Source organism: Peribacillus muralis (assembly GCF_001439925.1).
Taxonomy (GTDB): domain Bacteria; phylum Bacillota; class Bacilli; order Bacillales; family DSM-1321; genus Peribacillus; species Peribacillus muralis.
Window position 1 is genome coordinate 218,250 of record NZ_LMBV01000002.1, and the last position, 21,389, is coordinate 239,638.

Annotated in this window: 23 protein-coding genes and 1 tRNA gene; 20 read left to right on the forward strand and 4 right to left on the reverse strand. The window is 42.4% G+C overall.

The annotated features are described in order from the left end of the window. Positions 1 to 246: 246 nt before the first annotated feature. The 7 genes from ASU00_RS03370 (at position 247) to ASU00_RS03400 (ending at position 7,011) form a co-directional block, all read left to right on the forward strand. Complete coding sequence (locus ASU00_RS03370; protein ID WP_057912027.1) at positions 247 to 1,749, forward strand: tetratricopeptide repeat protein; 1,503 nt, start codon at positions 247 to 249, stop codon at positions 1,747 to 1,749. Positions 1,750 to 1,852: 103 nt separating this feature from the next. Beyond that, entirely contained in the window at positions 1,853 to 2,800 is a 948-nt protein-coding gene (gene trxB, locus ASU00_RS03375) for a thioredoxin-disulfide reductase (RefSeq protein WP_057912028.1), read from the forward strand. Positions 2,801 to 3,330: 530 nt separating this feature from the next. Next, on the forward strand, positions 3,331 to 3,789 hold the full coding sequence (locus tag ASU00_RS03380; protein WP_057912250.1) for an NUDIX hydrolase: 459 nt from the start codon (positions 3,331 to 3,333) through the stop codon (positions 3,787 to 3,789). A 46-nt stretch (positions 3,790 to 3,835) separates the two neighbouring features. Continuing rightward, positions 3,836 to 4,735 (forward strand): RNase adapter RapZ, encoded by a 900-nt coding sequence (gene rapZ / locus ASU00_RS03385; protein ID WP_057912029.1) that lies wholly within the window; start codon positions 3,836 to 3,838, stop codon positions 4,733 to 4,735. Beyond that, complete coding sequence (locus tag ASU00_RS03390) at positions 4,725 to 5,711, forward strand: gluconeogenesis factor YvcK family protein (RefSeq protein WP_057912030.1); 987 nt, start codon at positions 4,725 to 4,727, stop codon at positions 5,709 to 5,711. The genes rapZ and ASU00_RS03390 overlap by 11 nt, the downstream gene beginning before the upstream one ends. 68 nt (positions 5,712 to 5,779) lie before the next feature. Next, positions 5,780 to 6,733, forward strand: coding sequence for a DNA-binding protein WhiA (gene whiA, locus ASU00_RS03395; RefSeq protein WP_057912031.1), 954 nt, complete (start codon positions 5,780 to 5,782; stop codon positions 6,731 to 6,733). 20 nt (positions 6,734 to 6,753) lie between these two features. Continuing rightward, positions 6,754 to 7,011, forward strand: coding sequence for an HPr family phosphocarrier protein (locus ASU00_RS03400; RefSeq protein WP_057912032.1), 258 nt, complete (start codon positions 6,754 to 6,756; stop codon positions 7,009 to 7,011). Between the two features lie 93 nt (positions 7,012 to 7,104). On the opposite strand, the gene clpP is transcribed toward ASU00_RS03400, so the two are convergent. After that, positions 7,105 to 7,713: an ATP-dependent Clp endopeptidase proteolytic subunit ClpP gene (gene clpP, locus ASU00_RS03405; protein ID WP_057912033.1), complete on the reverse strand. Its 609-nt coding sequence runs from the start codon at positions 7,711 to 7,713 to the stop codon at positions 7,105 to 7,107. A gap of 381 nt (positions 7,714 to 8,094) precedes the next feature. Here clpP and ASU00_RS03410 point away from each other — a divergent pair. The 12 genes from ASU00_RS03410 to ASU00_RS03465 all read left to right on the forward strand — a co-directional run bounded on the left by ASU00_RS03410 (position 8,095) and on the right by ASU00_RS03465 (position 19,041). Further along, positions 8,095 to 8,166 (forward strand) — tRNA-Arg (locus ASU00_RS03410). Between the two features lie 285 nt (positions 8,167 to 8,451). Beyond that, the gene (gene rpoN / locus ASU00_RS03415) at positions 8,452 to 9,789 is read left to right on the forward strand and encodes an RNA polymerase factor sigma-54 (RefSeq protein ID WP_236712576.1); all 1,338 of its coding nucleotides are present in this window, start codon (positions 8,452 to 8,454) and stop codon (positions 9,787 to 9,789) included. Positions 9,790 to 9,804: 15 nt separating this feature from the next. Beyond that, the gene (locus tag ASU00_RS03420; RefSeq protein ID WP_057912034.1) at positions 9,805 to 10,047 is read left to right on the forward strand and encodes a glutaredoxin family protein; all 243 of its coding nucleotides are present in this window, start codon (positions 9,805 to 9,807) and stop codon (positions 10,045 to 10,047) included. Between the two features lie 140 nt (positions 10,048 to 10,187). Further along, positions 10,188 to 11,222 (forward strand): sugar-binding transcriptional regulator, encoded by a 1,035-nt coding sequence (locus tag ASU00_RS03425; RefSeq protein WP_057912035.1) that lies wholly within the window; start codon positions 10,188 to 10,190, stop codon positions 11,220 to 11,222. A gap of 32 nt (positions 11,223 to 11,254) precedes the next feature. After that, positions 11,255 to 12,262 carry a type I glyceraldehyde-3-phosphate dehydrogenase gene (gap, locus tag ASU00_RS03430; RefSeq protein ID WP_057912036.1) on the forward strand — a complete coding sequence of 336 codons (1,008 nt, stop codon included), beginning with the start codon at positions 11,255 to 11,257 and terminating at the stop codon, positions 12,260 to 12,262. Positions 12,263 to 12,502: 240 nt separating this feature from the next. After that, positions 12,503 to 13,687, forward strand: coding sequence for a phosphoglycerate kinase (locus ASU00_RS03435; RefSeq protein WP_057912037.1), 1,185 nt, complete (start codon positions 12,503 to 12,505; stop codon positions 13,685 to 13,687). 45 nt (positions 13,688 to 13,732) lie between these two features. Next, positions 13,733 to 14,494 (forward strand): triose-phosphate isomerase, encoded by a 762-nt coding sequence (gene tpiA / locus ASU00_RS03440; RefSeq protein WP_057912038.1) that lies wholly within the window; start codon positions 13,733 to 13,735, stop codon positions 14,492 to 14,494. Beyond that, complete coding sequence (gene gpmI / locus ASU00_RS03445) at positions 14,487 to 16,022, forward strand: 2,3-bisphosphoglycerate-independent phosphoglycerate mutase (protein ID WP_057912039.1); 1,536 nt, start codon at positions 14,487 to 14,489, stop codon at positions 16,020 to 16,022. The genes tpiA and gpmI overlap by 8 nt, the downstream gene beginning before the upstream one ends. Before the next feature lie 30 nt (positions 16,023 to 16,052). Continuing rightward, the gene (gene eno / locus ASU00_RS03450) at positions 16,053 to 17,348 is read left to right on the forward strand and encodes a phosphopyruvate hydratase (RefSeq protein ID WP_057912040.1); all 1,296 of its coding nucleotides are present in this window, start codon (positions 16,053 to 16,055) and stop codon (positions 17,346 to 17,348) included. Positions 17,349 to 17,554: 206 nt separating this feature from the next. Next, positions 17,555 to 17,842 carry a hypothetical protein gene (locus ASU00_RS03455; RefSeq protein WP_057912041.1) on the forward strand — a complete coding sequence of 96 codons (288 nt, stop codon included), beginning with the start codon at positions 17,555 to 17,557 and terminating at the stop codon, positions 17,840 to 17,842. Positions 17,843 to 17,878: 36 nt separating this feature from the next. Continuing rightward, positions 17,879 to 18,763 carry a hypothetical protein gene (locus tag ASU00_RS03460; RefSeq protein ID WP_057912042.1) on the forward strand — a complete coding sequence of 295 codons (885 nt, stop codon included), beginning with the start codon at positions 17,879 to 17,881 and terminating at the stop codon, positions 18,761 to 18,763. After that, positions 18,763 to 19,041, forward strand: a complete 279-nt coding sequence (locus ASU00_RS03465) for a hypothetical protein (RefSeq protein WP_057912043.1) — start codon at positions 18,763 to 18,765, stop codon at positions 19,039 to 19,041. The genes ASU00_RS03460 and ASU00_RS03465 overlap by 1 nt, the downstream gene beginning before the upstream one ends. Positions 19,042 to 19,073: 32 nt before the next feature. On the opposite strand, the gene ASU00_RS25295 is transcribed toward ASU00_RS03465, so the two are convergent. The 3 genes from ASU00_RS25295 to ASU00_RS03475 all read right to left on the reverse strand — a co-directional run bounded on the left by ASU00_RS25295 (position 19,074) and on the right by ASU00_RS03475 (position 20,922). Further along, a complete protein-coding gene (locus ASU00_RS25295) occupies positions 19,074 to 19,220 on the reverse strand; it encodes a hypothetical protein (protein ID WP_161809686.1) in 147 nt (48 codons plus the stop codon). A 276-nt stretch (positions 19,221 to 19,496) separates the two neighbouring features. Further along, complete coding sequence (locus tag ASU00_RS03470) at positions 19,497 to 20,324, reverse strand: M15 family metallopeptidase (RefSeq protein ID WP_057912044.1); 828 nt, start codon at positions 20,322 to 20,324, stop codon at positions 19,497 to 19,499. A 55-nt stretch (positions 20,325 to 20,379) separates the two neighbouring features. Continuing rightward, positions 20,380 to 20,922, reverse strand: a complete 543-nt coding sequence (locus tag ASU00_RS03475) for a hypothetical protein (protein ID WP_057912045.1) — start codon at positions 20,920 to 20,922, stop codon at positions 20,380 to 20,382. Positions 20,923 to 21,098: 176 nt separating this feature from the next. Here ASU00_RS03475 and secG point away from each other — a divergent pair, with 176 nt between their 5' ends. Then, entirely contained in the window at positions 21,099 to 21,332 is a 234-nt protein-coding gene (secG, locus tag ASU00_RS03480; RefSeq protein ID WP_057912046.1) for a preprotein translocase subunit SecG, read from the forward strand. Positions 21,333 to 21,389 lie beyond the last annotated feature (57 nt).

Sequence of the window (21,389 nt, forward strand, 5' to 3'; positions counted from 1 at the left end):
GCTGGAAGCCGAGGAGGCTCAAGGACCGCCCGCGGAAAGCGAGTGCCTGCAGTGCAATGAAACGTTACGATATCCTTTTTAAATGGACACAAAAAAATCCTTGGCAGCCAAAATTGACTTCCCATGGCATGATAATTTTAAGATTTGAGGTTCAAACAATCGTTTTCCAGTTTCTTGAATTATTCGGCAAAATTACTCCAATATGTTATAATACTATGGTTAATCAACTTGTAGATGGAGGATTACATGAGTAAAGACTCTAAATTTGGCCAACAGGCAAAAATTTTAACCTTTCACCCAACAGGTGAGTATTATTTCACCAAGGGTTTAAAAGCTTATAATAGAAGAGAACTGCCAAAATCAAAAAAATACTTGGAGCGTGCGCTTGAGCTAGAACCAGCGGAACCGATGATCGCCTGTCAATTGGCAATCACCTGCTCGGAAATCGGTGAATATAATTATTCAAACAATCTCTTGGAAAACATCCTGGACGTGATGGATCCTTATATGTCGGAATGCCATTACTTCCTGGCAAATAATTATGCCCACTTAGGGATGTTCAAGGAAGCTTACCGTCACGCCAGTGCTTATCTAGATAAAGAAGAGGATGGGGAGTTCAGCGATGATGCAGAGGATTTGCTTGAACTGATCTCGTTCGAAACAGATGACTCGGATGAGAACCCCTTTAAGCATGATGGGCTCATTGTCAAACAGGAGAAGGCACGTGAATATTTGGAATCAGGGAATTTCCCTAAGGCAATCGAGATATTGAAGGAAACGATTGCTGAATATGAGGACTACTGGTCCGCTTATAATAACTTGGCACTGGCCTATTTTTACCTTGGTCAAGTGGAGGATGCTTTCGAAACCTTGGATGGAGTGCTTGAAAAAAGCCCAGGAAACTTGCATGCGCTTTGTAACCTCGTTGTCTTTCATCATTATCAACAAGATGAAGAGAAGGTTGGGGAGCTCATACAGATGCTGGAGAAAATTCGGCCCATGCTATCGGAACAACGTTTCAAGCTTGGAGCGACCTTTGCTTTGATCGGAAACTATGCATCTGCGTATAAATGGTTGAAAGTTTTGCAAAAGCAAGGTTTTGAGGGAGATGGAACCTTCTACTATTGGCTAACGATATCCGCTTATCACTTAGGACATGACCAGGCAGCTAGAAAGGCTTGGAAAAAGGTCGTGGAAATGAATCCGGAAAAGGAAGGCATGGAGCCTTGGGGAGATATGAATGCGAATTCCGATGGTTTTGAGCATCACTTTCCTTCCATAATAAAACGGCTCGAAAGCGAGTTCATCGAAGAAAGGCTGTTTGCGATTTTCCTTCTGAAGCATTCCGTTCATAAGCAGAAGTTATTGAAAAACCAAGTGCTCAACCTTAATCAGAATTTTACTGATTTGGAACGGGATTATGCCGACCTTGTGCAAGCTTCCTCTAAAGAACGCCAACTAACGCCCGTTGATTTTGCCGATCGTACGGCTGAATTATTATACCAACATTTCCAACCGATTCAATTGGATGAAGCGGGGCTCTATTTAATGTGGTTTTCCGTCTTCATCGAAGCGGTGAATTGCGAGCAAAAGCTCAACAATCCTGCAGGATGGGCATCTGCGGTGGAATACGTATGGAGTCAGCTTAAAAATGAGAAAGTTAGCAAACAGGCAATTGCAGACAAACATTTCATATCCGTGTCCACCTTATCGAAATATGTGAAGTTGGTTCAAACCCTTCTGGAATGAGCAGATATTTGGACGAAAAATTATTTGTTATATAGGATAATAGGTAGGGAACACTAACCGTAGTGAAGGTTCCATTTGCAATGGAATATGGAGGAGTGAGAACATGGCTGAAAAAATTTATGATGTTGTTATTATTGGGGCTGGCCCAGCAGGGATGACGGCTGCTGTCTATACATCACGTGCTAACCTATCAACATTGATGTTGGAACGCGGTGTGCCGGGCGGGCAAATGGCCAATACGGAAGAAGTTGAAAATTATCCTGGCTTCGACACGATCTTGGGACCTGAGCTTTCAACGAAAATGTTTGACCATGCGAAGAAATTCGGTGCGGAGTATGCTTATGGCGACGTTAAGGAAATCATCGACGGTGAAGAGTATAAAACGATCAAAGCCGGTTCCAAGGAATTCAAGGCACGCTCAATCATCATTTCTTCAGGCGCCGAATATAAGAAAATCGGTGTGCCGGGCGAAAAAGAATTGGGAGGCCGCGGTGTATCGTATTGTGCAGTTTGTGATGGAGCGTTCTTCAAGCAAAAAGAACTATTCGTTATCGGCGGTGGAGACTCTGCCGTTGAAGAAGGTGTGTACTTAACACGCTTCGCTTCAAAGGTGACGATCGTTCATAGACGTGAAGAGCTTCGCGCGCAAAAGATTCTTCAAGATCGTGCTTTCGCCAATGAAAAAGTTGAGTTCATCTGGAATCATACGTTAAAGGAAATCAATGAAGAGGGCGGAAAAGTTGGCGGAGTTACTCTCGTTTCGACAGTTAACGGTAAAGAAACGGAGCTGGATGCAGATGGTGTGTTCATCTATATCGGAATGCTGCCGCTAACTAAACCATTTGAAAGCTTGGGCATTTTGAATGCAACCGGTTATATTGAAACGAATGATCGCATGGAGACACGCGTCCCGGGTATTTTTGCTGCTGGTGATGTCCGTGAAAAAACATTGCGCCAAATCGTGACAGCAACAGGCGATGGAAGCATCGCTGCTCAATCTGTTCAGCATTATGTAGAAGAACTTCAAGAAAAATTGCAACCAAAGGCGTAATTAAATTGGTTACAAAAATTCACACAACGTAATTCCGTTTTAATTAGGCTGTAACACGGGTGAAATAATGATTCGGTATAGTTAGAGTAGAAGTTGACCCCCTTTAATTATAAACGTTTGAGGACACAGATTAAGCATCTGTGTCCTTTTTTTATTCCCTGCTTTAAGATTACTTTTTTGGATACCAATTAAAGGGAATAGGTTGTTCGGTTGTAAATATGAGGTGTCATCCCTTTGCATGTAGGCAGGGAATCTGGAGAAGAATAGTGTTAAGACACCTTAGTATTGTTAGGAAACGAATCGGTAAGAATGAATATTCCCCCAAAGCAGGAAGCTTACTTTATTGTTTGCTCATTTCAAAAATAGTATAATGATAAGATATACTAAACAGATACCTTTCATAAAAGACAGAAAGATATAAAATACCATTTGTTTGAACTATAACCATCTATAAATCGCCAAATGGAGGAGTAGCGGCGGTTAATGATATGGGATGCATAGTCGAGCAGAGGCCAATCGAGGTGAAAGACGTGCAACGTGTCACAAATTGTGTATTGATTAAGGATAATCAAATCCTCTTATTGAAAAAACCTAGACGCGGATGGTGGGTAGCCCCGGGTGGCAAGATGGAGCCTGGAGAATCAATACGCGATGCCTGTATAAGGGAATATCGCGAAGAAACAGGCGTTTACTTAAAAAACCCTTCTATTAAAGGCATTTTCACTTTCATCATGAAGGACGGCGATAAAGTCCTGTCGGAATGGATGATGTTCACTTTCTTTGCAACCGATTCCGATGGCATCAATTTGGATGTGTGTGAAGAGGGCGAACTTAGCTGGCATCCGGTTGATGATGTTAAAAAACTGGAAATGGCTGAAGGCGACTTTCACATTCTGGACTATATGGTCCATGGGCGTGGAATCATTTATGGAACTTTCACTTACACGCCTGAGTTCAAGCTACTTTCGTATCGTTTGGATCCAGGTTGAAATTTGCGTATAAAAAAAAGATTGTTATACATGGGGGCGGAGAACAATGAGTACAGGGCAGATGAATGAAACGCAATTGGTCATCATTACCGGAATGTCGGGAGCGGGAAAGACAGTGGCGGTTCAAAGTTTTGAAGACCTCGGCTTTTTTTGCGTCGATAATTTGCCGCCCACACTATTGCCAAAGTTTTTGGAGTTGATGAAGGACTCCGGGAATAAGATGAATAAAGTGGCTCTTGTGATGGATTTGAGGGGACGGGAGTTTTTTGATTCGTTATTCTTTGCACTTGATAACTTAACGGAAACATCGGCAGTATCTCCAAGGATCCTTTTTCTTGAGGCTGATGATGATTCGTTGGTGCGCAGGTATAAGGAGACGAGAAGAACCCATCCGCTAGCTCCATTAGGGCGGCCATTGGAAGGCATTAAGATGGAACGGGAGCTTTTGGATGAATTAAAGGGCAGGGCTCAGCTGATTTTCAATACGTCGCAGCTGAAACCGCGCGAATTAAGGGAGAAAATCGCTTCGGAATTTTCCGCGGATAAAAGTGTAGGATTCACAGTTAACGTTATGTCCTTTGGGTTCAAGCACGGCCTGCCGATAGATGCTGACCTTGTGTTTGATGTGCGGTTCCTGCCAAACCCCTATTATATTGACCATATGAGGCCGAAGACTGGATTGGAACAGGAAGTGTCCAGTTACGTTCTAAAATGGAGCGAGACCCAAAAATTTTTGGAAAAGGTGACCGATCTACTTGCGTTCATGCTTCCATACTATAAACGTGAGGGAAAGGCACAGCTAGTTGTTGCGATTGGGTGTACAGGCGGTCAGCATCGCTCCGTTGCGTTGACGGAGTATATCGCCAATCACTTCCAAAATGATTATCAAGTTCAAGTGTCACATCGAGATATCGAAAAAAGTAAGGGGAAAGCAGATGCTAAATAATAAGAAACAGCCCAAGGTTGTGATTATTGGAGGAGGAACAGGTCTTCCCGTATTGTTACGAGGTTTAAAGAAGCATCCCGTCGATATAACGGCAATCGTGACGGTAGCTGATGATGGCGGGAGCTCAGGTCGCCTTCGTGAGGACATGGATATTCCCGCTCCAGGCGATATTCGGAACGTGCTGGCTGCGTTATCGGATGTGGAACCTCTTGTTGAGCAAATGTTTCAGCATCGCTTTCAGAGTAAAAATGAACTGTCCGGGCATTCGCTGGGGAATTTGATCCTGGCGGCCATGACCTCTTTGACCGGTGACTTTGTCCATGCTATCCAGGAAATGAGTAAATTCCTGAATGTTCGGGGCAAGGTGCTGCCGGCTGCCAACCAGAGTGTTGTTCTCCACGCGGAAATGGATGACGGATCGATCGTTACTGGAGAATCCAAGATTCCCTTTTCAGGAAAGAAAATCAAAAAAGTGTTTTTGTCTCCTCAACATATCAAGCCGCTCAGTGAAACTCTTCAGGAAATCAAGCAGGCAGACCTTATTGTCATCGGTCCGGGAAGCTTATATACTAGCATTCTGCCTAACTTACTTGTTCCTGGACTGGGGGAAGAGGTTGGCCGTTCCAGGGCCAAGAAAGTGTACATTTGCAATTTGATGACACAAGCGGGCGAGACGCTCGATTATAGCGCAAGCGATCATATTAAAGCGATATATGACCATATGGGCAATGCATACATTGACAGGATCCTTGTTAACAATGAGGAAATACCGGCCGAGATCCAGCAACGGTATCAAGCTGAATATGCCAAACCGGTCATGTACGATGTCGAAGGCTTAAAACGAATGGATCTTGAAATCATCCAAGACCGGATTTTTAGCTATGAAGGGAATGTCATTCGACATGATACGAAAAAAGTGGCCGATTTGCTATATAATATGCTTATAAATGAAACAAAAAGCCATATCGTTCCGTAGATATGGGCAGGGACGTTTTTTAGGAATGATAAAAATAGATTACCTGCGTTCGATTGGGGGTGAAACGGATGTCTTTTGCTTCAGAAACGAAAAAAGAGCTTACTACATTAGAGGGAAAGGACTGTTGCGGGAAAGCGGAGCTGTGTGCGCTTATCCGGATGAACGGATCCCTTTCATTTTCTAATCGGAAGCTAGTGGTGGATATTCAAACTGAAAATGCAGCGATTGCCAGAAGGATTTATACGCTGTTGAAAAAAAGTTATGAGGTCCAAGTCGAGCTTTTGGTCCGTAAAAAGATGAAGCTTAAAAAGAATAACGTCTATATTGTCAGGATGTCATCTGGTGGTCAACGGGTTTTAAATGACTTGGAAATCTTGGGAGAAGGCTTTGAAATCCTCCATGATATATCCGATACTATCGTTGGGAAGAAATGCTGCAAGCGCTCATACCTAAGAGGGGCATTTCTTGCGGGAGGTTCAGTCAATAATCCGGAAACGTCCTCTTATCACTTGGAGATTTTCTCGCTTTATAAAGAGCACAATGATGCACTCTGTGAGTTAATGAATAAGTTTGATTTAAAGGCCAAGACGCTTGAACGCAAAAAAGGGTACATCATTTACCTGAAGGAAGCCGAAAAGATTGCCGAGTTTTTAAGTATCGTTGGTGCCCATTCCGCATTATTAAGGTTCGAGGATGTACGGATTGTTCGTGATATGCGCAATTCAGTGAACCGGCTTGTGAATTGTGAAACAGCTAATTTGAACAAGACGATTGGAGCCTCATTACGGCAGGTTGAAAATATCCATTACATCGAGGATACGGTGGGATTGAGCATTTTACCGGATAAACTTCGTGAAATTGCCGAACTGAGAATAGCATTCCAGGATATAACCTTAAAGGAACTCGGCGAAATGGTATCCGGGGGAAGCATCAGTAAATCAGGGATTAATCACCGATTGAGAAAGATTGATGAAATAGCTGACAGGCTCCGTGGGGGAGAAGCTATTGCTGCGAAAAAATAAAGCTTACAGGGGAGATCAAGATGGTGGAGAAACAAGTTGAAGTGAAACTGAAAACAGGTTTACAAGCCCGGCCGGCGGCCCTGTTTGTGCAAGAAGCTAACCGCTTTCATTCGGATGTATTTCTTGAAAAAGAAGGAAAGAAAGTGAATGCAAAAAGCATCATGGGTTTAATGAGCCTTGCCATCAGTTCTGGCGTATCCGTGAAGCTGATCGTTGAAGGACGCGATGAGAAGGAAGCGTTGGAATCATTGGAAGCGTTCGTTCAACAAGAAGGGTAAGGAAAGAGGATGCCTAAACGTGCATCCTTTTTTATATTCCAAAAAAAAGCCACGAAAGTCGCTTAGCACGGCTTTCGTGGCTTCTGATCATAATTATTTAGAATCTTTTTTATCTTCAAGGATGCTGCGCGTGATTACTTTGTCAATCAAGCCATATTCAAGCGCTCTTTCGGAAGTCATGAAGTTATCGCGCTCCGTATCTCTTTGAAGCACTTCAAGAGGCTGACCAGTGCGTTCTGCCAAGATTTGGTTTAATTTATCTTTCAAGTGAAGGATGCGGCGGGCAGCAATTTCGATTTCCGTAGCTTGGCCTTGTGCTCCACCAAGTGGTTGGTGAATCATGACTTCACTGTTTGGTAACGCATAACGTTTGCCTTTTTCACCAGCAGCCAATAAGAAGGCTCCCATGGAAGCAGCCATACCAATGCATACAGTGGAAACATTAGGTTTGATGTATTGCATCGTATCGTAAATGGCCATACCGGAAGTGATGCTTCCACCTGGGCTGTTGATGTATAAAGTGATATCTTTTTCAGGATTTTCCGCTTCTAAAAATAGTAATTGAGCAACAATGGAATTGGAAACATTATCGTCAATTGCACTTCCTAGCATAATGATCCGGTCTTTTAATAAACGGGAGTAAATATCGTAAGCACGCTCCCCACGGCTTGTTTGTTCAATAACTGTAGGAATTAAATTCATGTTCATTTCCTCCTTCGATTAAGACAATCATATAAATTCTTTATGTATGTATGATACACTTTTTGGTCAATTTAGGTCAAACAAAACAAATCCTATAAGTGATAATTTGTTCGACAATTTTTGGACAAATCTCCCTCCCGTTTGGTTTCATTTTTGATTAAGCTGCTTTCGCATCCTTTGTAGGTAGTCACCAAGGGTTGATATCCGCTCCAATCAACCTTAAAAACAACAGTCTTTACTAAAAGAACTAAAAGAGCTTCCAATTATGCCGCACAGAGATGAATTTCCACTTTATCCATAATACCCAAAAGACGAATTTTTAAACGTGATAACCCTTGCAAAGGGGGGGATTCTATCATATAATGAAGTCTGTTACATTTCGCCCTCGTAGTGCAACGGATAGAACGCAAGCCTCCGAAGCTTGAAATGCAGGTTCGATTCCTGCCGAGGGCACTACCAATCTCCTGCTTTATTAAATTAAAGTGGGAGATTTTTTTTTAACAACTGCAATTTCTGTTGGATGGCCTCGATTTTTATCAAAATCTGCTATACCGGAAAATGTGCGCTTCAGTCTTGAATAATGGTGATTTATCAATAAAAGTGGTTGTTAAATAGACAACGCTAGCATATATTACATTAAAAGATTTGCCCGGTTTAGAAAAAAAGTAAGCGTTTTCATGGGTTTTTGTGTAGAATTTTCTCCTATTAATGTAAAATGGAGTGGGGAGGGATGAATCGATGAGTATGAATATGAAAGCAGGGTTATTTCAACAGCAAACATTAAAGATGGCTATGACTCAGGAACTTATGCAGGCTATTACATTGCTGCAATACTCCGCGCAGGAGCTTTCCGCTTTCTTGGAGAGTAAAATGGCCGAAAATCCATTATTGTCCCTAGATCAGCCAACATCTGCATTATTTCAGCCAACTTTTGACCGGAAAAGAAGTAAACGGACGCATATAAATACGTATGATGCCAACTATTGGATCGAACAAATCAGTGAAGACACCGTATCACTTGAACAGCACGTCATGTCCCAGGTGAACCACCAGCAGCTTACGGGTGAGCAGCAGAAGGCGATGCTGCTCTTAGTTCATAACCTTGATGAAAACGGTTACTTACGGATAAATCTGGATGATATCTGCAGTCCAGGCATCACTTCAACCGCTTTGGAAGAGAGTCTCTCACTTTTACAGAAACTCGAGCCGCATGGGCTTGCAGCAAGAAATCTGCAAGAGTGCCTTTTGCTTCAAGTAAAAGCGGAAGGAGTCAATCCGCTCGCGGAGGTTATCATAGAAAATCATTTCCTCGACTTTGCCGAAAAGCGTTGGAAAGATTTAAGTAAGAATATCAGTGCCACATTGAAAGAAATACAAGAGGTTTTCGATTATGTCCAGAAGCTGAACCCGCGACCGGCCTCGATCTTCTTTCAGGAAAAACCGTCTTATATAGTGCCTGATGTCGTAGTGGAGGTCCGTGAGGGGATGCTGCTTGTCGGGAATTACGATGGCAATACTCCCAACCTTAATGTAGACAAAGGATACCTAAACCGAATGAAGAGCCATGCAGACAAAGGCGTGCAACGCTTTATTCAGGATAAGTGGCAGGAGTACGAATGGATCTCCAGAGGGATTCAGCAGAGAAAAGAGACGATTTTGAAGGTCATTCAGTGTATCGTCGAAAAGCAGCCAGCGTGCTTTCATCACGGGCTGAACTATTTGAAGCCGATGACGATGAAAGAAATAGCCGACGAAATTGGGATACATGAATCAACGGTAAGCCGGGCCGTTAAAGGGAAATATGTGCAGACTCCCTTTGGCACGATAGAAATGCGGATATTCTTTACAACATCCCTACAATCGGTAGGACTTGAGGAAGATATGTCCGGCATGCAAGCGAAAAAGAGCCTAAAGGCGGCCATTGATGGCGAAAATAAACAAAAGCCGTTATCGGATCAAGACTTGGTTGCTCGTTTGAAAGAGGAGCATGGGATCATCCTTGCACGTCGAACGGTTGCCAAATACCGGGAGCAGTTAGGGATTCCTTCCTCATCTAAACGAAAAAGATATGATTGAAAAGGGTTGAGTGATTTGAAATCGAGTGCATTTGTTTTATATAGCAGGGAAAGGTGCCCGTTATGTGATGAAGCCAAGGTAATACTTGAGGAAGTGAGACGGGATTTAGGCGTACAGTATAAGGAAATCGATATCCATTCCGATGACGCGCTCCTTGAGAAATTTGCCCTGATGATTCCCGTTATTGAATGGAAAGAAGAAATCGTTCAATTCGGGAAAGTTGATATATCAGCGTTAAAGAAGCTTTTACAAAAATAATTTTTCAAATCATTTGAAGAAACATTCCGTTCCTGCTAGAATAAAATATGTAGCAGGAATATTTTTTTTATTTCAGGTGGGACATAAAATGACTACGCGGGACATTATACGTCCAACTTAACTTTTTAGGAGTTTTACTTATGCGTACATTACTCGAGGTACAAAGAAAATTATTACCCGATTTCCTTCTGGTTATGCAAAAAAGATATGATATCCTGCGTTATATCAAAATGATGCAGCCAGTGGGAAGGCGAAGCTTAGCCGTAAGTCTTAATCTGACGGAGCGGACGCTTAGAAGCGAGGTTGATTTTCTGAAAAGTCAGAACCTGGTTAATATATACAGTTCTGGTATGACGCTAACTGATGAAGGGGTGGAAATCCTCGAAAAGTTAGAAGGAATAATGCGGGAAGTAATGGGTATAGACATAATGGAACGGCAATTGCAGGATTTGTTACAAGTCGATGAGGTCATTATTGTCTCAGGGAATTGTGATGAAACCCCATGGGTAAAAAAAGAATTGGGCAAAGCTTGTGCAAACCGTATGAAACTTGAGTGGAATTCAAAGAATATCATTGCGGTTACCGGTGGATCGACAATGGCAGAAGTGGCTAATTCGCTGACACCTGATGAAGCGTCGAAGAAATTGATATTCGTTCCAGCCCGCGGTGGAATTGGTGAAGCAGTGCAGAACCAAGCTAATACGATTGTCGAAAAAATGGCACAAAAGGCGCAAGCCTCTTACAGAGTGTTATATGTACCCGACGAATTGAGCGGCGAGGTATACGCTTCGTTCAAGAAGGAACCTGCTATTAAAGAAGTCATCTCCCAAATCAAATCTGCCGATATGATCATTCATGGAATTGGTGATGCCATGGCGATGGCAGAGAGAAGAAATTCTCCGCCGGAAATGTTAAAGAAGCTGATAGAGGGAAATGCTGTAGGAGAAGCATTCGGTTATTACTACGATGAAGATGGAAGAGTCGTTCATAAGGTTTTGACTGTCGGCATCCAGTTAGATGATCTCAGTCCTGAAAAGCGAGTGATAACTGTCGCAGGTGGGAAAACTAAAGCCAAGGCTATTGGTTCTTACATGAAAGGTGCACCTTCATCAACGGTTTTGATTACGGATGAAGCGGCAGCACAAGAGTTAATTCAGGGGAATTTTACCCCTTAATATATTTACGAACTTAAAAGGAGGAATTTTTCATGACAGTAAAAGTTGGTATTAATGGTTTTGGACGTATTGGACGTAATGTATTTCGTGCAGCATTGAATAATCCTGAGGTGGAAATTGTCGCGATTAACGACTTAACGGACGCTAATATGTTAGCGCACCTACTTCAATATGATACAATTCATGGTTCTCTTAATGAAAAAGTAGCGGTTGATGGTGATTTCTTGGTTGTTGATGGCCATAAAGTCAAAGTATTGGCTGAACGTGACCCTGCACAATTAGGCTGGGGAGAACTAGGAGTAGAAGTAGTTGTAGAATCTACAGGACGTTTCACGAAACGTTCAGATGCAGCTAAACATTTAGAAGCTGGCGCGAAAAAAGTAATCATCTCTGCTCCTGCATCTGACGAAGATATCACAGTCGTAATGGGTGTAAACGAAGAGAAGTATGATGCAGCAAACCACCATGTAATTTCGAATGCTTCATGTACGACGAACTGCTTGGCGCCATTCGCTAAAGTTCTTCATGAACAATTCGGAATCAAACGCGGTATGATGACGACTGTTCACTCTTATACAAACGATCAACAAATTCTTGATTTACCTCATAAAGATTACCGTCGTGCACGTGCAGCGGCTGAAAACATCATTCCTACAACGACTGGGGCAGCAAAAGCTGTTGCACTTGTTCTTCCAGAGCTTAAAGGGAAGTTGAATGGTATGGCAATGCGTGTACCGACTCCAAACGTATCTGTTGTCGATCTTGTTGCAGAGCTTGAAAAAGACGTAACAGCCGAAGAAGTGAATGCAGCATTCAAAAAGGCTTCTGAAGGGGAACTAAAAGGAATTCTTGAGTACAGCGAACTTCCGCTAGTATCAACGGACTATAATGGTAACCCATCTTCTTCTACAATCGATGCCCTTTCCACGATGGTAATGGAAGGAAACATGGTAAAAGTATTATCTTGGTATGATAATGAAACAGGATATTCTAGCCGTGTTGTTGATTTGATCGACTATTTGGCTAAAAAAGGATTGTAATTAGAATATAAAAAAACCTCACCAAGGTGAGGTTTTTTTAATCATGCTTTAATCAAACTTAACAGAGGATGCTAATTGATTGAGCACCTAATGGTGATTCCGCTCCTTGTTTTTGGATAATTTCCTGAAAACCGACTATAATGAAGTAGAGAAAAGGGGAGCTGGGATATTTGCCTTCTCCCTTTTTGACTAAAGAAATCAAAACTGTGATAACAATATCTAAGGAGGTTCTTTGGATTTATGAATAAAAAGTCGATTAGAGATATTGATTTAAAGGGGAAACGGGTATTTTGCCGTGTTGATTTCAACGTCCCTATGCAGGATGGGAAAATCTCGGACGATACGAGAATCAAAGCTGCACTGCCGACAATTTCCCATCTGACGGAACAAGGCGCCAAAGTCATCTTAGCAAGCCACCTTGGCCGTCCTAAAGGACAAGTCGTGGAAGAGTTGCGTTTAGCTCCTGTTGCCGAAAGACTTAGTGAACTTAGTGGAAAAGATGTAAAAAAGGCTGAAGAAGCATACGGGGAGTCCGTTCAGTCCATCATAAATAACATGGAAAATGGCGAGATTCTGTTGTTGGAAAACGTTCGTTTTTATCCAGGAGAAGAGAAGAACGATCCGGAATTGGCGAAATCATTTGCAGCACTTGCGGATGTTTATGTAAATGATGCATTCGGAGCTGCTCATCGTGCACATGCTTCAACTGAAGGGATCGCACACCATCTTCCAGCCGTTTCAGGATTGTTGATGGAAAAAGAGCTTGATGTTCTAGGAAAAGCGTTATCAAACCCAGAACGTCCATTTACAGCTATAATTGGCGGCGCAAAAGTAAAGGATAAAATAGGCGTCATCAAAAACCTTCTGGAAAATGTCGATCATCTGATCATTGGCGGCGGTCTAGGTTATACATTCATTAAAGCGCAAGGACATGAAATCGGTAATTCGCTTTTGGAAGAAGACAAAATAGAATTGGCCAAATCTTTCATCGAAAGCGCTAAAGAAAAAGGCGTGAAGCTTCATTTGCCGATTGATGCCGTCGTAACTGCAGAATTCTCACCTGATGCAGATACCGAGGTCGTCAATATCGATTCGATACCAAAAGAAAAGATGGCTCTTGATATCGGTCCGAAAACAAGTGAATTATATGCGGATGTAATCAAAGGTTCCAAGCTTGTCATCTGGAATGGACCTATGGGCGTGTTCGAATTCGATAAATTTGCCAATGGGACGAAAACCGTTGCTCGAGCCTTAGCTGATGCGAAAGATACTTACAGCATTGTAGGCGGAGGGGATTCTGCCGCTGCGGCTGAAAAGTTTGGCTTGGCAGAAAAAATGTCCCATATTTCAACTGGCGGCGGTGCATCTCTTGAGTTCATGGAAGGCAAGGAATTGCCGGGCGTTGTAGCCTTGAACGACAAATAAGCGTAAGCCGTCAATATTTCAACTTTAGAAGGGATGAGAAACCAAATGCGTAAACCGATTATTGCAGGTAACTGGAAAATGAATAAGACACTATCTGAGGCAACTGCCTTTTTAGAAGAAGTGAGCAATTTGATTCCTAAGCAAGATGTAATTGATACGGTTGTATGTGCTCCTGCCTTGTTTTTAGATCAACTGGTCCAAGCTGTAAAGGATACAGATGTTAAAATAGGCGCACAGAACATGCACTTTGAAGAAAATGGAGCCTTCACAGGAGAAATCAGCCCGATTGCATTAGCTGATCTTGGGGTATCTTATGTCATTCTAGGCCATTCCGAACGCCGCGAAATGTTTAACGAAACGGATGAAGCCGTTAATAAAAAAGCTCATGCCGCATTCGCTAATCAAATAACCCCTATCGTTTGTTGCGGTGAAACGCTTGAGCAACGAGAAGCTGGCGAAACGAATGATTTCGTAGGCAGCCAGATTGAAAATGGATTAGCGGGATTATCTGACGAACAATTGAAACAAACCGTTATCGCTTATGAGCCGATTTGGGCGATTGGAACGGGAAAATCGTCATCTGCTCAAGATGCAAATGAAGTTTGTGCGCATATCCGCTCAGTGGTTGCCGATAAGTTTTCTAACGAAGCGGCAGCAGCGATCCGTATCCAATACGGCGGCAGCGTAAAACCTGAGAATATTAAAGAGTATATGGCACAACCTGATATTGATGGTGCATTGGTAGGCGGTGCCAGCTTGAAAACGGATAGCTTCATACAATTGCTGGAGGCTGGTCACTATGAGTAAGTCGCCAGTGGCACTCATCATCTTGGATGGTTTTGGCTGCCGTAGCGAAGAAAAGGGAAATGCTGTTTTTCATGCGAAAAAACCGAACTTTGACCGTTATTGGGAGCAGTATCCTCATTCCCACTTAACTGCAAGCGGGGAAGCGGTCGGCTTGCCTGCCGGTCAAATGGGGAACTCGGAAGTGGGCCATTTGAATATCGGGGCAGGGCGGATCGTTTACCAAAGCTTGACCCGTGTGAACCTGGCTATCCGCGAAGGAGAGTTTGCTGAAAACCCAACTTTTGTCGAGGCAATGAGCCATACAAAGAAAAAGGGTACAGACCTTCATCTATTCGGGCTTCTTTCGGATGGGGGCGTACATAGCCATATTGAACATATGTATGCCCTGCTAAGATTGGCAGCGAAACAAGGCGTCAAGAATGTGTATGTACATGCATTCCTCGATGGGCGTGATGTCGGACCGAAAACGGCGCAGGGATATATCAAGGCTGCCGAAGCGAAAATGAAGGAAATCGGTGTTGGCCAGTTTGCGACCATTTCCGGAAGATATTATTCCATGGATCGTGACAAACGCTGGGAACGTGTCGAAAAATCGTATCGTTCAATGGTATATGGTGATGGACCAGCTTACCCTTCTGCGCTGGAATGTGTCGAGGATTCATACGAACATGGTATTTTTGACGAATTCGTGATCCCTTCGGTCATTACGGCGGAAGATGGCAAGCCGGTGGCGACGATAAAAGATGATGATGCCGTTATTTTTTATAACTTCCGTCCCGACCGTGCGATCCAGATTTCGAATACGTTCACGAATCAGGACTTTCGTTCATTTGACCGCGGTCCTGGACATCCGAAGCACCTTCATTTTGTCTGCTTGACGCATTTTTCGGAAACGGTTGACGGATATGTTGCTTTTAAGCCGACGAATCTCGATAATACATTAGGGGAAGTGCTTTCTCAAAACAAGCTTACTCAGCTTCGCATTGCTGAAACGGAAAAATATCCGCATGTGACGTTTTTCATGAGCGGTGGCCGAGAAGAGAAGTTTCCTGGTGAAGAGAGGATTTTAATCAATTCTCCGAAAGTCGCTACATATGATCTACAACCGGAAATGAGCGCTTATGAAGTGACGGATGCGCTGATGGAACAAATCGAGGCCGATAACTTCGATGCGATTCTTTTGAATTTCGCCAATCCGGATATGGTTGGGCACTCAGGGATGCTTGAGCCGACGATAAAAGCGATTGAAACCGTTGATGAATGCTTAGGCAAAATCGTCGATTTAATCGTCTCTAAAGGCGGCACGGCGATCATTACGGCCGACCATGGGAACGCTGATGAAGTCGTTACGCTTGAAGGAAATCCAATGACGGCCCATACAACGAACCCTGTGCCTGTCATTATCACCAAAAATCAGGTAACATTAAGAACAGATGGTATATTAGGCGATTTAGCTCCAACGATGCTAGACTTGCTTGGAGTCGAAAAACCTGTTGAAATGACAGGGAAATCCCTATTATCTAAATAAAATTGTGAATAGGAAAAGGAGAGAGTTATAATGCCTTATATCGAACATGTATATGCACGCGAAGTGCTTGATTCCCGTGGTAATCCAACAATAGAAGTAGAAATCCAAACAGAGTCCGGCTACTTCGGACGCGCAATCGTACCATCAGGTGCTTCAACAGGAGAACATGAAGCGGTTGAGCTTCGTGACGGTGATAAATCTCGCTACCTGGGTAAAGGGGTACAAAAAGCAGTCGATAACGTAAATGATATCATTGCTGAAGCAGTAATTGGCTTGGATGTTACGAACCAAGCTGGCCTTGACCTTACAATGATCGAATTGGATGGTACGGAAAACAAAGGAAACCTTGGAGCGAATGCAATCCTTGGTGTATCCATGGCTGCCGCCCACGCTGCTGCTGAATTTTCCGGTTTACCATTGTACCGTTACCTTGGAGGGTTCAATGCAAAACAACTTCCGACTCCAATGATGAACATCATCAACGGTGGATCACATGCCGATAACAACGTTGACTTCCAGGAATTCATGATCCTTCCTGTCGGTGCACCAAGCTTCAAGGAAGCCGTTCGTATGGGCGCTGAAGTATTCCATGCATTGAAATCCGTTCTTTCTGCTAAAGGCTTGAACACGGCTGTTGGCGACGAAGGCGGCTTTGCACCAAACCTTGGTTCAAACCGTGAAGCGCTGCAAGTCATCATCGAGGCGATTGAAAAAGCAGGCTATAAAGCAGGCGAAGATATCTACCTTGGTATGGACGTAGCTTCATCTGAATTTTATAACAAAGAAACTGGCAAATACGATCTTGCAGGCGAAGGCCGCAATGGCGTTACATCTGAAGAAATGGTTGCTTTCTATGAAGAGCTAGTGAATGAATTCCCGATTCTTTCGATTGAAGATGGCTTGGATGAAAATGACTGGGATGGCCACAAACTTCTAACTGAACGCATCGGTTCTAGAGTTCAATTGGTTGGTGACGATTTATTCGTAACGAACACGAAAAAATTGGCTGAAGGCATCGAAAAAGGCATCGGTAACTCAATCCTGATCAAAGTGAACCAAATCGGTACACTGACTGAAACGTTTGACGCAATCGAAATGGCTAAGCGCGCAGGCTACACGGCTGTCGTTTCCCACCGTTCAGGTGAAACGGAAGATGCAACAATTGCCGACATCGCCGTTGCAACAAACGCAGGCCAAATCAAAACAGGTTCCATGTCCCGTACGGACCGTATCGCTAAATACAACCAACTTCTTCGCATCGAAGACCAGCTTGGTGACTTGGCTGTATATGGCGGCTTGAAATCTTTCTATAACTTGAAGAAATAATAACGCCAAAATCCGCTTCTGACGAGAAGCGGATGGAGATAATAATTTCTTTTTACCTCCCATTCCTTGTGAATGGGAGGTTTTTATGTTTATCAATGATTAGATTCAAACTACCATTTTTCCAAAATATATTTAATAAGGACTTTTTTGTTAATATATTTTTGTATAAAATAAAAGTAGAATCACAAAATTGAAAAGGAGGAATTATGGAAGAGAACACAGAGATACCAGACGCATCTAAAGAGTTGATTTCGAGTAGAATAAACTTACTTAAAACCGATTTACAGCCGATTTTCACAAAGATTCGGACTGGACTTGGGAAAGAAGGTTGGGATAAATATTGGCTGAAATTATATGTTCAGCAACCTAGCACTAAGAGCTTAAAGACACTCCAAAACAATAAAATTATTGCATTTGTTATATTGGCTGCAGGCACATTCCTTGCCTCTAAATTTGCTACTCCAATTGAACACTTCTCAACGTTTCTTTTGTAGAAAATCAACCAGCTGGACAGCACGCTTGTCAATGATTTGCTCACGGAGAATGGCGAAAATAAGCTTGGTGAACAAGCGAAAACTATTGCAACTGTCATGATTTCCGTTGTCCCTGTATCTGCTCTTATCTATGCTTATCTTCATTTAAGGCATATTGGTACTACTAGAAAAGAGATGATTGACCATAAAAATGATTCTTTCAATTTAGGATTGTTTAAAAGTCATAATCCTGAAATTTTTCAGTTGGCAGAATCCTTCGGTAAGGATGGTTTTGTTTTAGATCAATTTGAAAGCTACATCCGTTCAGATGATGACAGGGAAAAACAACGAAAAACCATTGAAATGATTACAGATATGCAACAGGATTTGAAAAAATTCGAAGCAGATGCACTAAATCTAACCAATGATACAAATGCATTGAACGAATTGTTGGATACTTTCCAACGGAACTTCAACCGCCTAAGCAACGTGGTACTTCATCAGGATGTTCGTAACTTCGAATTCAGTTTGTCTTTTTTGAGTAAGAAGTTTGTCCTTTATCGCTTTAGAAGGGGAAATCAAAATGCCCAAAAAATCATTGATTCTGGAGATGTCGGGACGGATCGCCTTTTAGAAATAAAAGCGAATAAACATCAACCCTTCATTGACCTTTACTTAAAAGACAAGCATTCCTGTAAAGACGATAAAACGGTTTCCTATTTGGTCAGATTGAACGAGGATGAAACTTGGGTCATCACATATTATTTGGAGGCGGATACTAATCTAAAAGTGAAATTTTTGATTGGAGATGGTAAAATAGGGGAAGGAAAAGAAGAAGATAGCATCTTTTTAAGTAGGGAATTATACGAAATCGTCCGAAAACACCTATTAGTAATCCATCATATTGATTCAATAATGAATTCAGTAGGGGAGGAATTATAATGAATAGAGCGCATAATAAAATACGCAGATCGCATAGTACATTACGATTGAATAAAGATAAAAAGCATAACGCAGTGTTGGTCCCTGAAGGTTCTGGAAGCTCGGAAAATAAAGCAGTTGGCGGGCGTGTCTTAACCATTAAAATCACCAATGAGTTAAGCCAAAGAGGTAAAGCGGTAAAAGTACATGTAGAAAACGAGAAGGAAGAAATTCTGAAGAAAGCACAATTTATGGTCCAAAAGTTTTCTGAACTTCTTCAACTTGTTAATAGTAAATAAACAACAAAATGATCCTCCTTTTATAAGGAAGCTCATTTCTCTTTTTTCTGAACGTGCTCCATGAGCTTGTCCATTTTTTGATTTAGACTTTTAATCCCATGATTCATTTTATCTGATTTATTTTTCATTATTTCCCTTATGCTCTTCATGTCCCGATAATGTTTATAATCTTTTACCACATAGAAACCTCCCCGTCCAGATTCCTTCTCTGATAAGTATGTTCCGGAATTTAGCTATATTACTATCTTTGACTAATTGTTCACTTATTATCATTTTAAGTAAGAATACTGTTGAGTTATAATAACGCCAAAATCCGCTTCCGACGAGAAGTGGATGGTCTTTTCACCTCCCACTCCCTTGAATGGGGGGGGGGTTATATGGGGTAGTCCTCTTAATCAAACGTTTGATTAAGAGGATTCCAAACAAAAAAGGTGCCGCATCTGGGCACCTTTTGTTTATTTATCTACTGCTTTTACTGGAATGGCATTATAGTATTCTTCCAATGTGCGCTTCGACTGGAAAATTTCAGTTGCTACATCGACACCTAGATAACGGATGTGCCATGGTTCGTATTTATAGCCTGTGATGTTTTCCTTGCCTTCCGGATAGCGGATGATAAATCCGTATTCATGGGCGTGCTCTGCAAGCCAGGCGGCTTCATTCGTGTCCCCGAAGCAATCTTGGGCTGCACAAGCACCGTCATGGGTGGTGACATCGATGGCCAGACCTGTTTCATGCTCACTTGTCCCGGGCATGGCACTGTAGGTTTTCGCTTTTTCTTCCCCGTCCTTGGCCACATAGCTATTAAAGACCTCAATTTGCCTTTCATGTGAGCGGTACGCGGATACGCCGGCAAAATGCATGTTGTCTTTAACGGCTGCTTGGAATAATTGTTCAAGCGCTTCTGCCGCTTCTTTTCGCATCATTCTTTTTTCAATTTTATCTTGAAAGATGAAATCGACTTTTGGATAGATGAGATCTTCAGGTTTGTAATCTTCCGGCAAGCTGTATTGTTTGTTGACAAGTACAGGGATGCTTTCTGGGTTGGCTAAAGTCTGTAGGCCATCCTGTGCGGGCTTAACCGTTTCATCGACGTCCACCTCACGTTGGGCCGGTGCTTTGGGATCATCATCTTTATTATCTTCAGTTTCTGTCTCCGTATGGTGGGAGCTCGGCTGTTCTTCTTTTGGCTCTTTTTTATCATCGCTGGATTGATCGAATGAGCATCCGGATAATAAAATGAACGATGATAGAGCAGTTGCTGTAAATATAGGTTTTAACATATGAAAGGCCCCTTGCTTTTATTATAAGATTTCCTGCTATAGGCGTATTGAAAGATTAGCGTGACAAGTAGTCCCTCGTCAATTCGCTTTGGTACTTATCGAGAAATAAACCAATCCATACGACCATCAACAAAAATGGATAATCATTTCGGACTGCGGTTTCCACGACGGGAACAGACCAGAAATGCGAAAGGAAACCGGATGACATTCTGATTGTCTCGAAGGTTACCAGGGCATGCAGCGATAGCCAGAGAATCGTCAGGGTATTTGTACCGAAACCAATGACGGCCGCTATGACACTCAGCAGCACGGCAGCTGCCCCGATCAGAAGTACTTGGTAACCGGATTGGAAAAAGTCGATACCGCTATGGGAAAGTCCATTATAAATAATAGCAGTAAAATAGACGGTTGTCGTGCTATATGCAGCAAATAATAAATATCGATTTCCATGATATTTTGCAAGCAGGAGCAAAAGCGGCGAGAGGATGATTAATAGGACACTCATGAGGTTGCTTCCGCCTATCGATAAGGAATAGCCTGCAACCGCCGAGAACAGGATGGTCAGTAGATCGAGAATCCGAAGTATGGGCTTGAACATGGTGACACCCCTTTCTTCCTTTTTTGTGAATTATCTCAAACTTTGATTCAAAAAGAAAATGTGGAAGATGCCGTTTAGGAATTCTTACCATTATATTATAACAAAGATTGTGGATATCTTATGGGTGTGGTAAAGTTAAAGTAATTGTTTATTGGTACTTCAGGAGGTGTAATTGCATGCATGCATTTCTCATAACGCTTTTGGTGATCGTCAGTATCGCCCTTATTGTGACGGTATTGCTACAATCGGGTAAAAGCGCAGGTTTATCAGGTGCGATTGCCGGCGGTGCTGAGCAGCTATTCGGAAAGCAAAAAGCACGCGGTTTGGATCTGATTTTACATCGGGCAACGATAGTATTAGCCATTTTATTCTTTGCTTTAACTTTACTTGTTGCATTCTTTGATGTGTAATCGATCAAAAATGAGTCTAGCTAAATAGCTAGGCTTTTTTCTTTGCACAATAGTTAT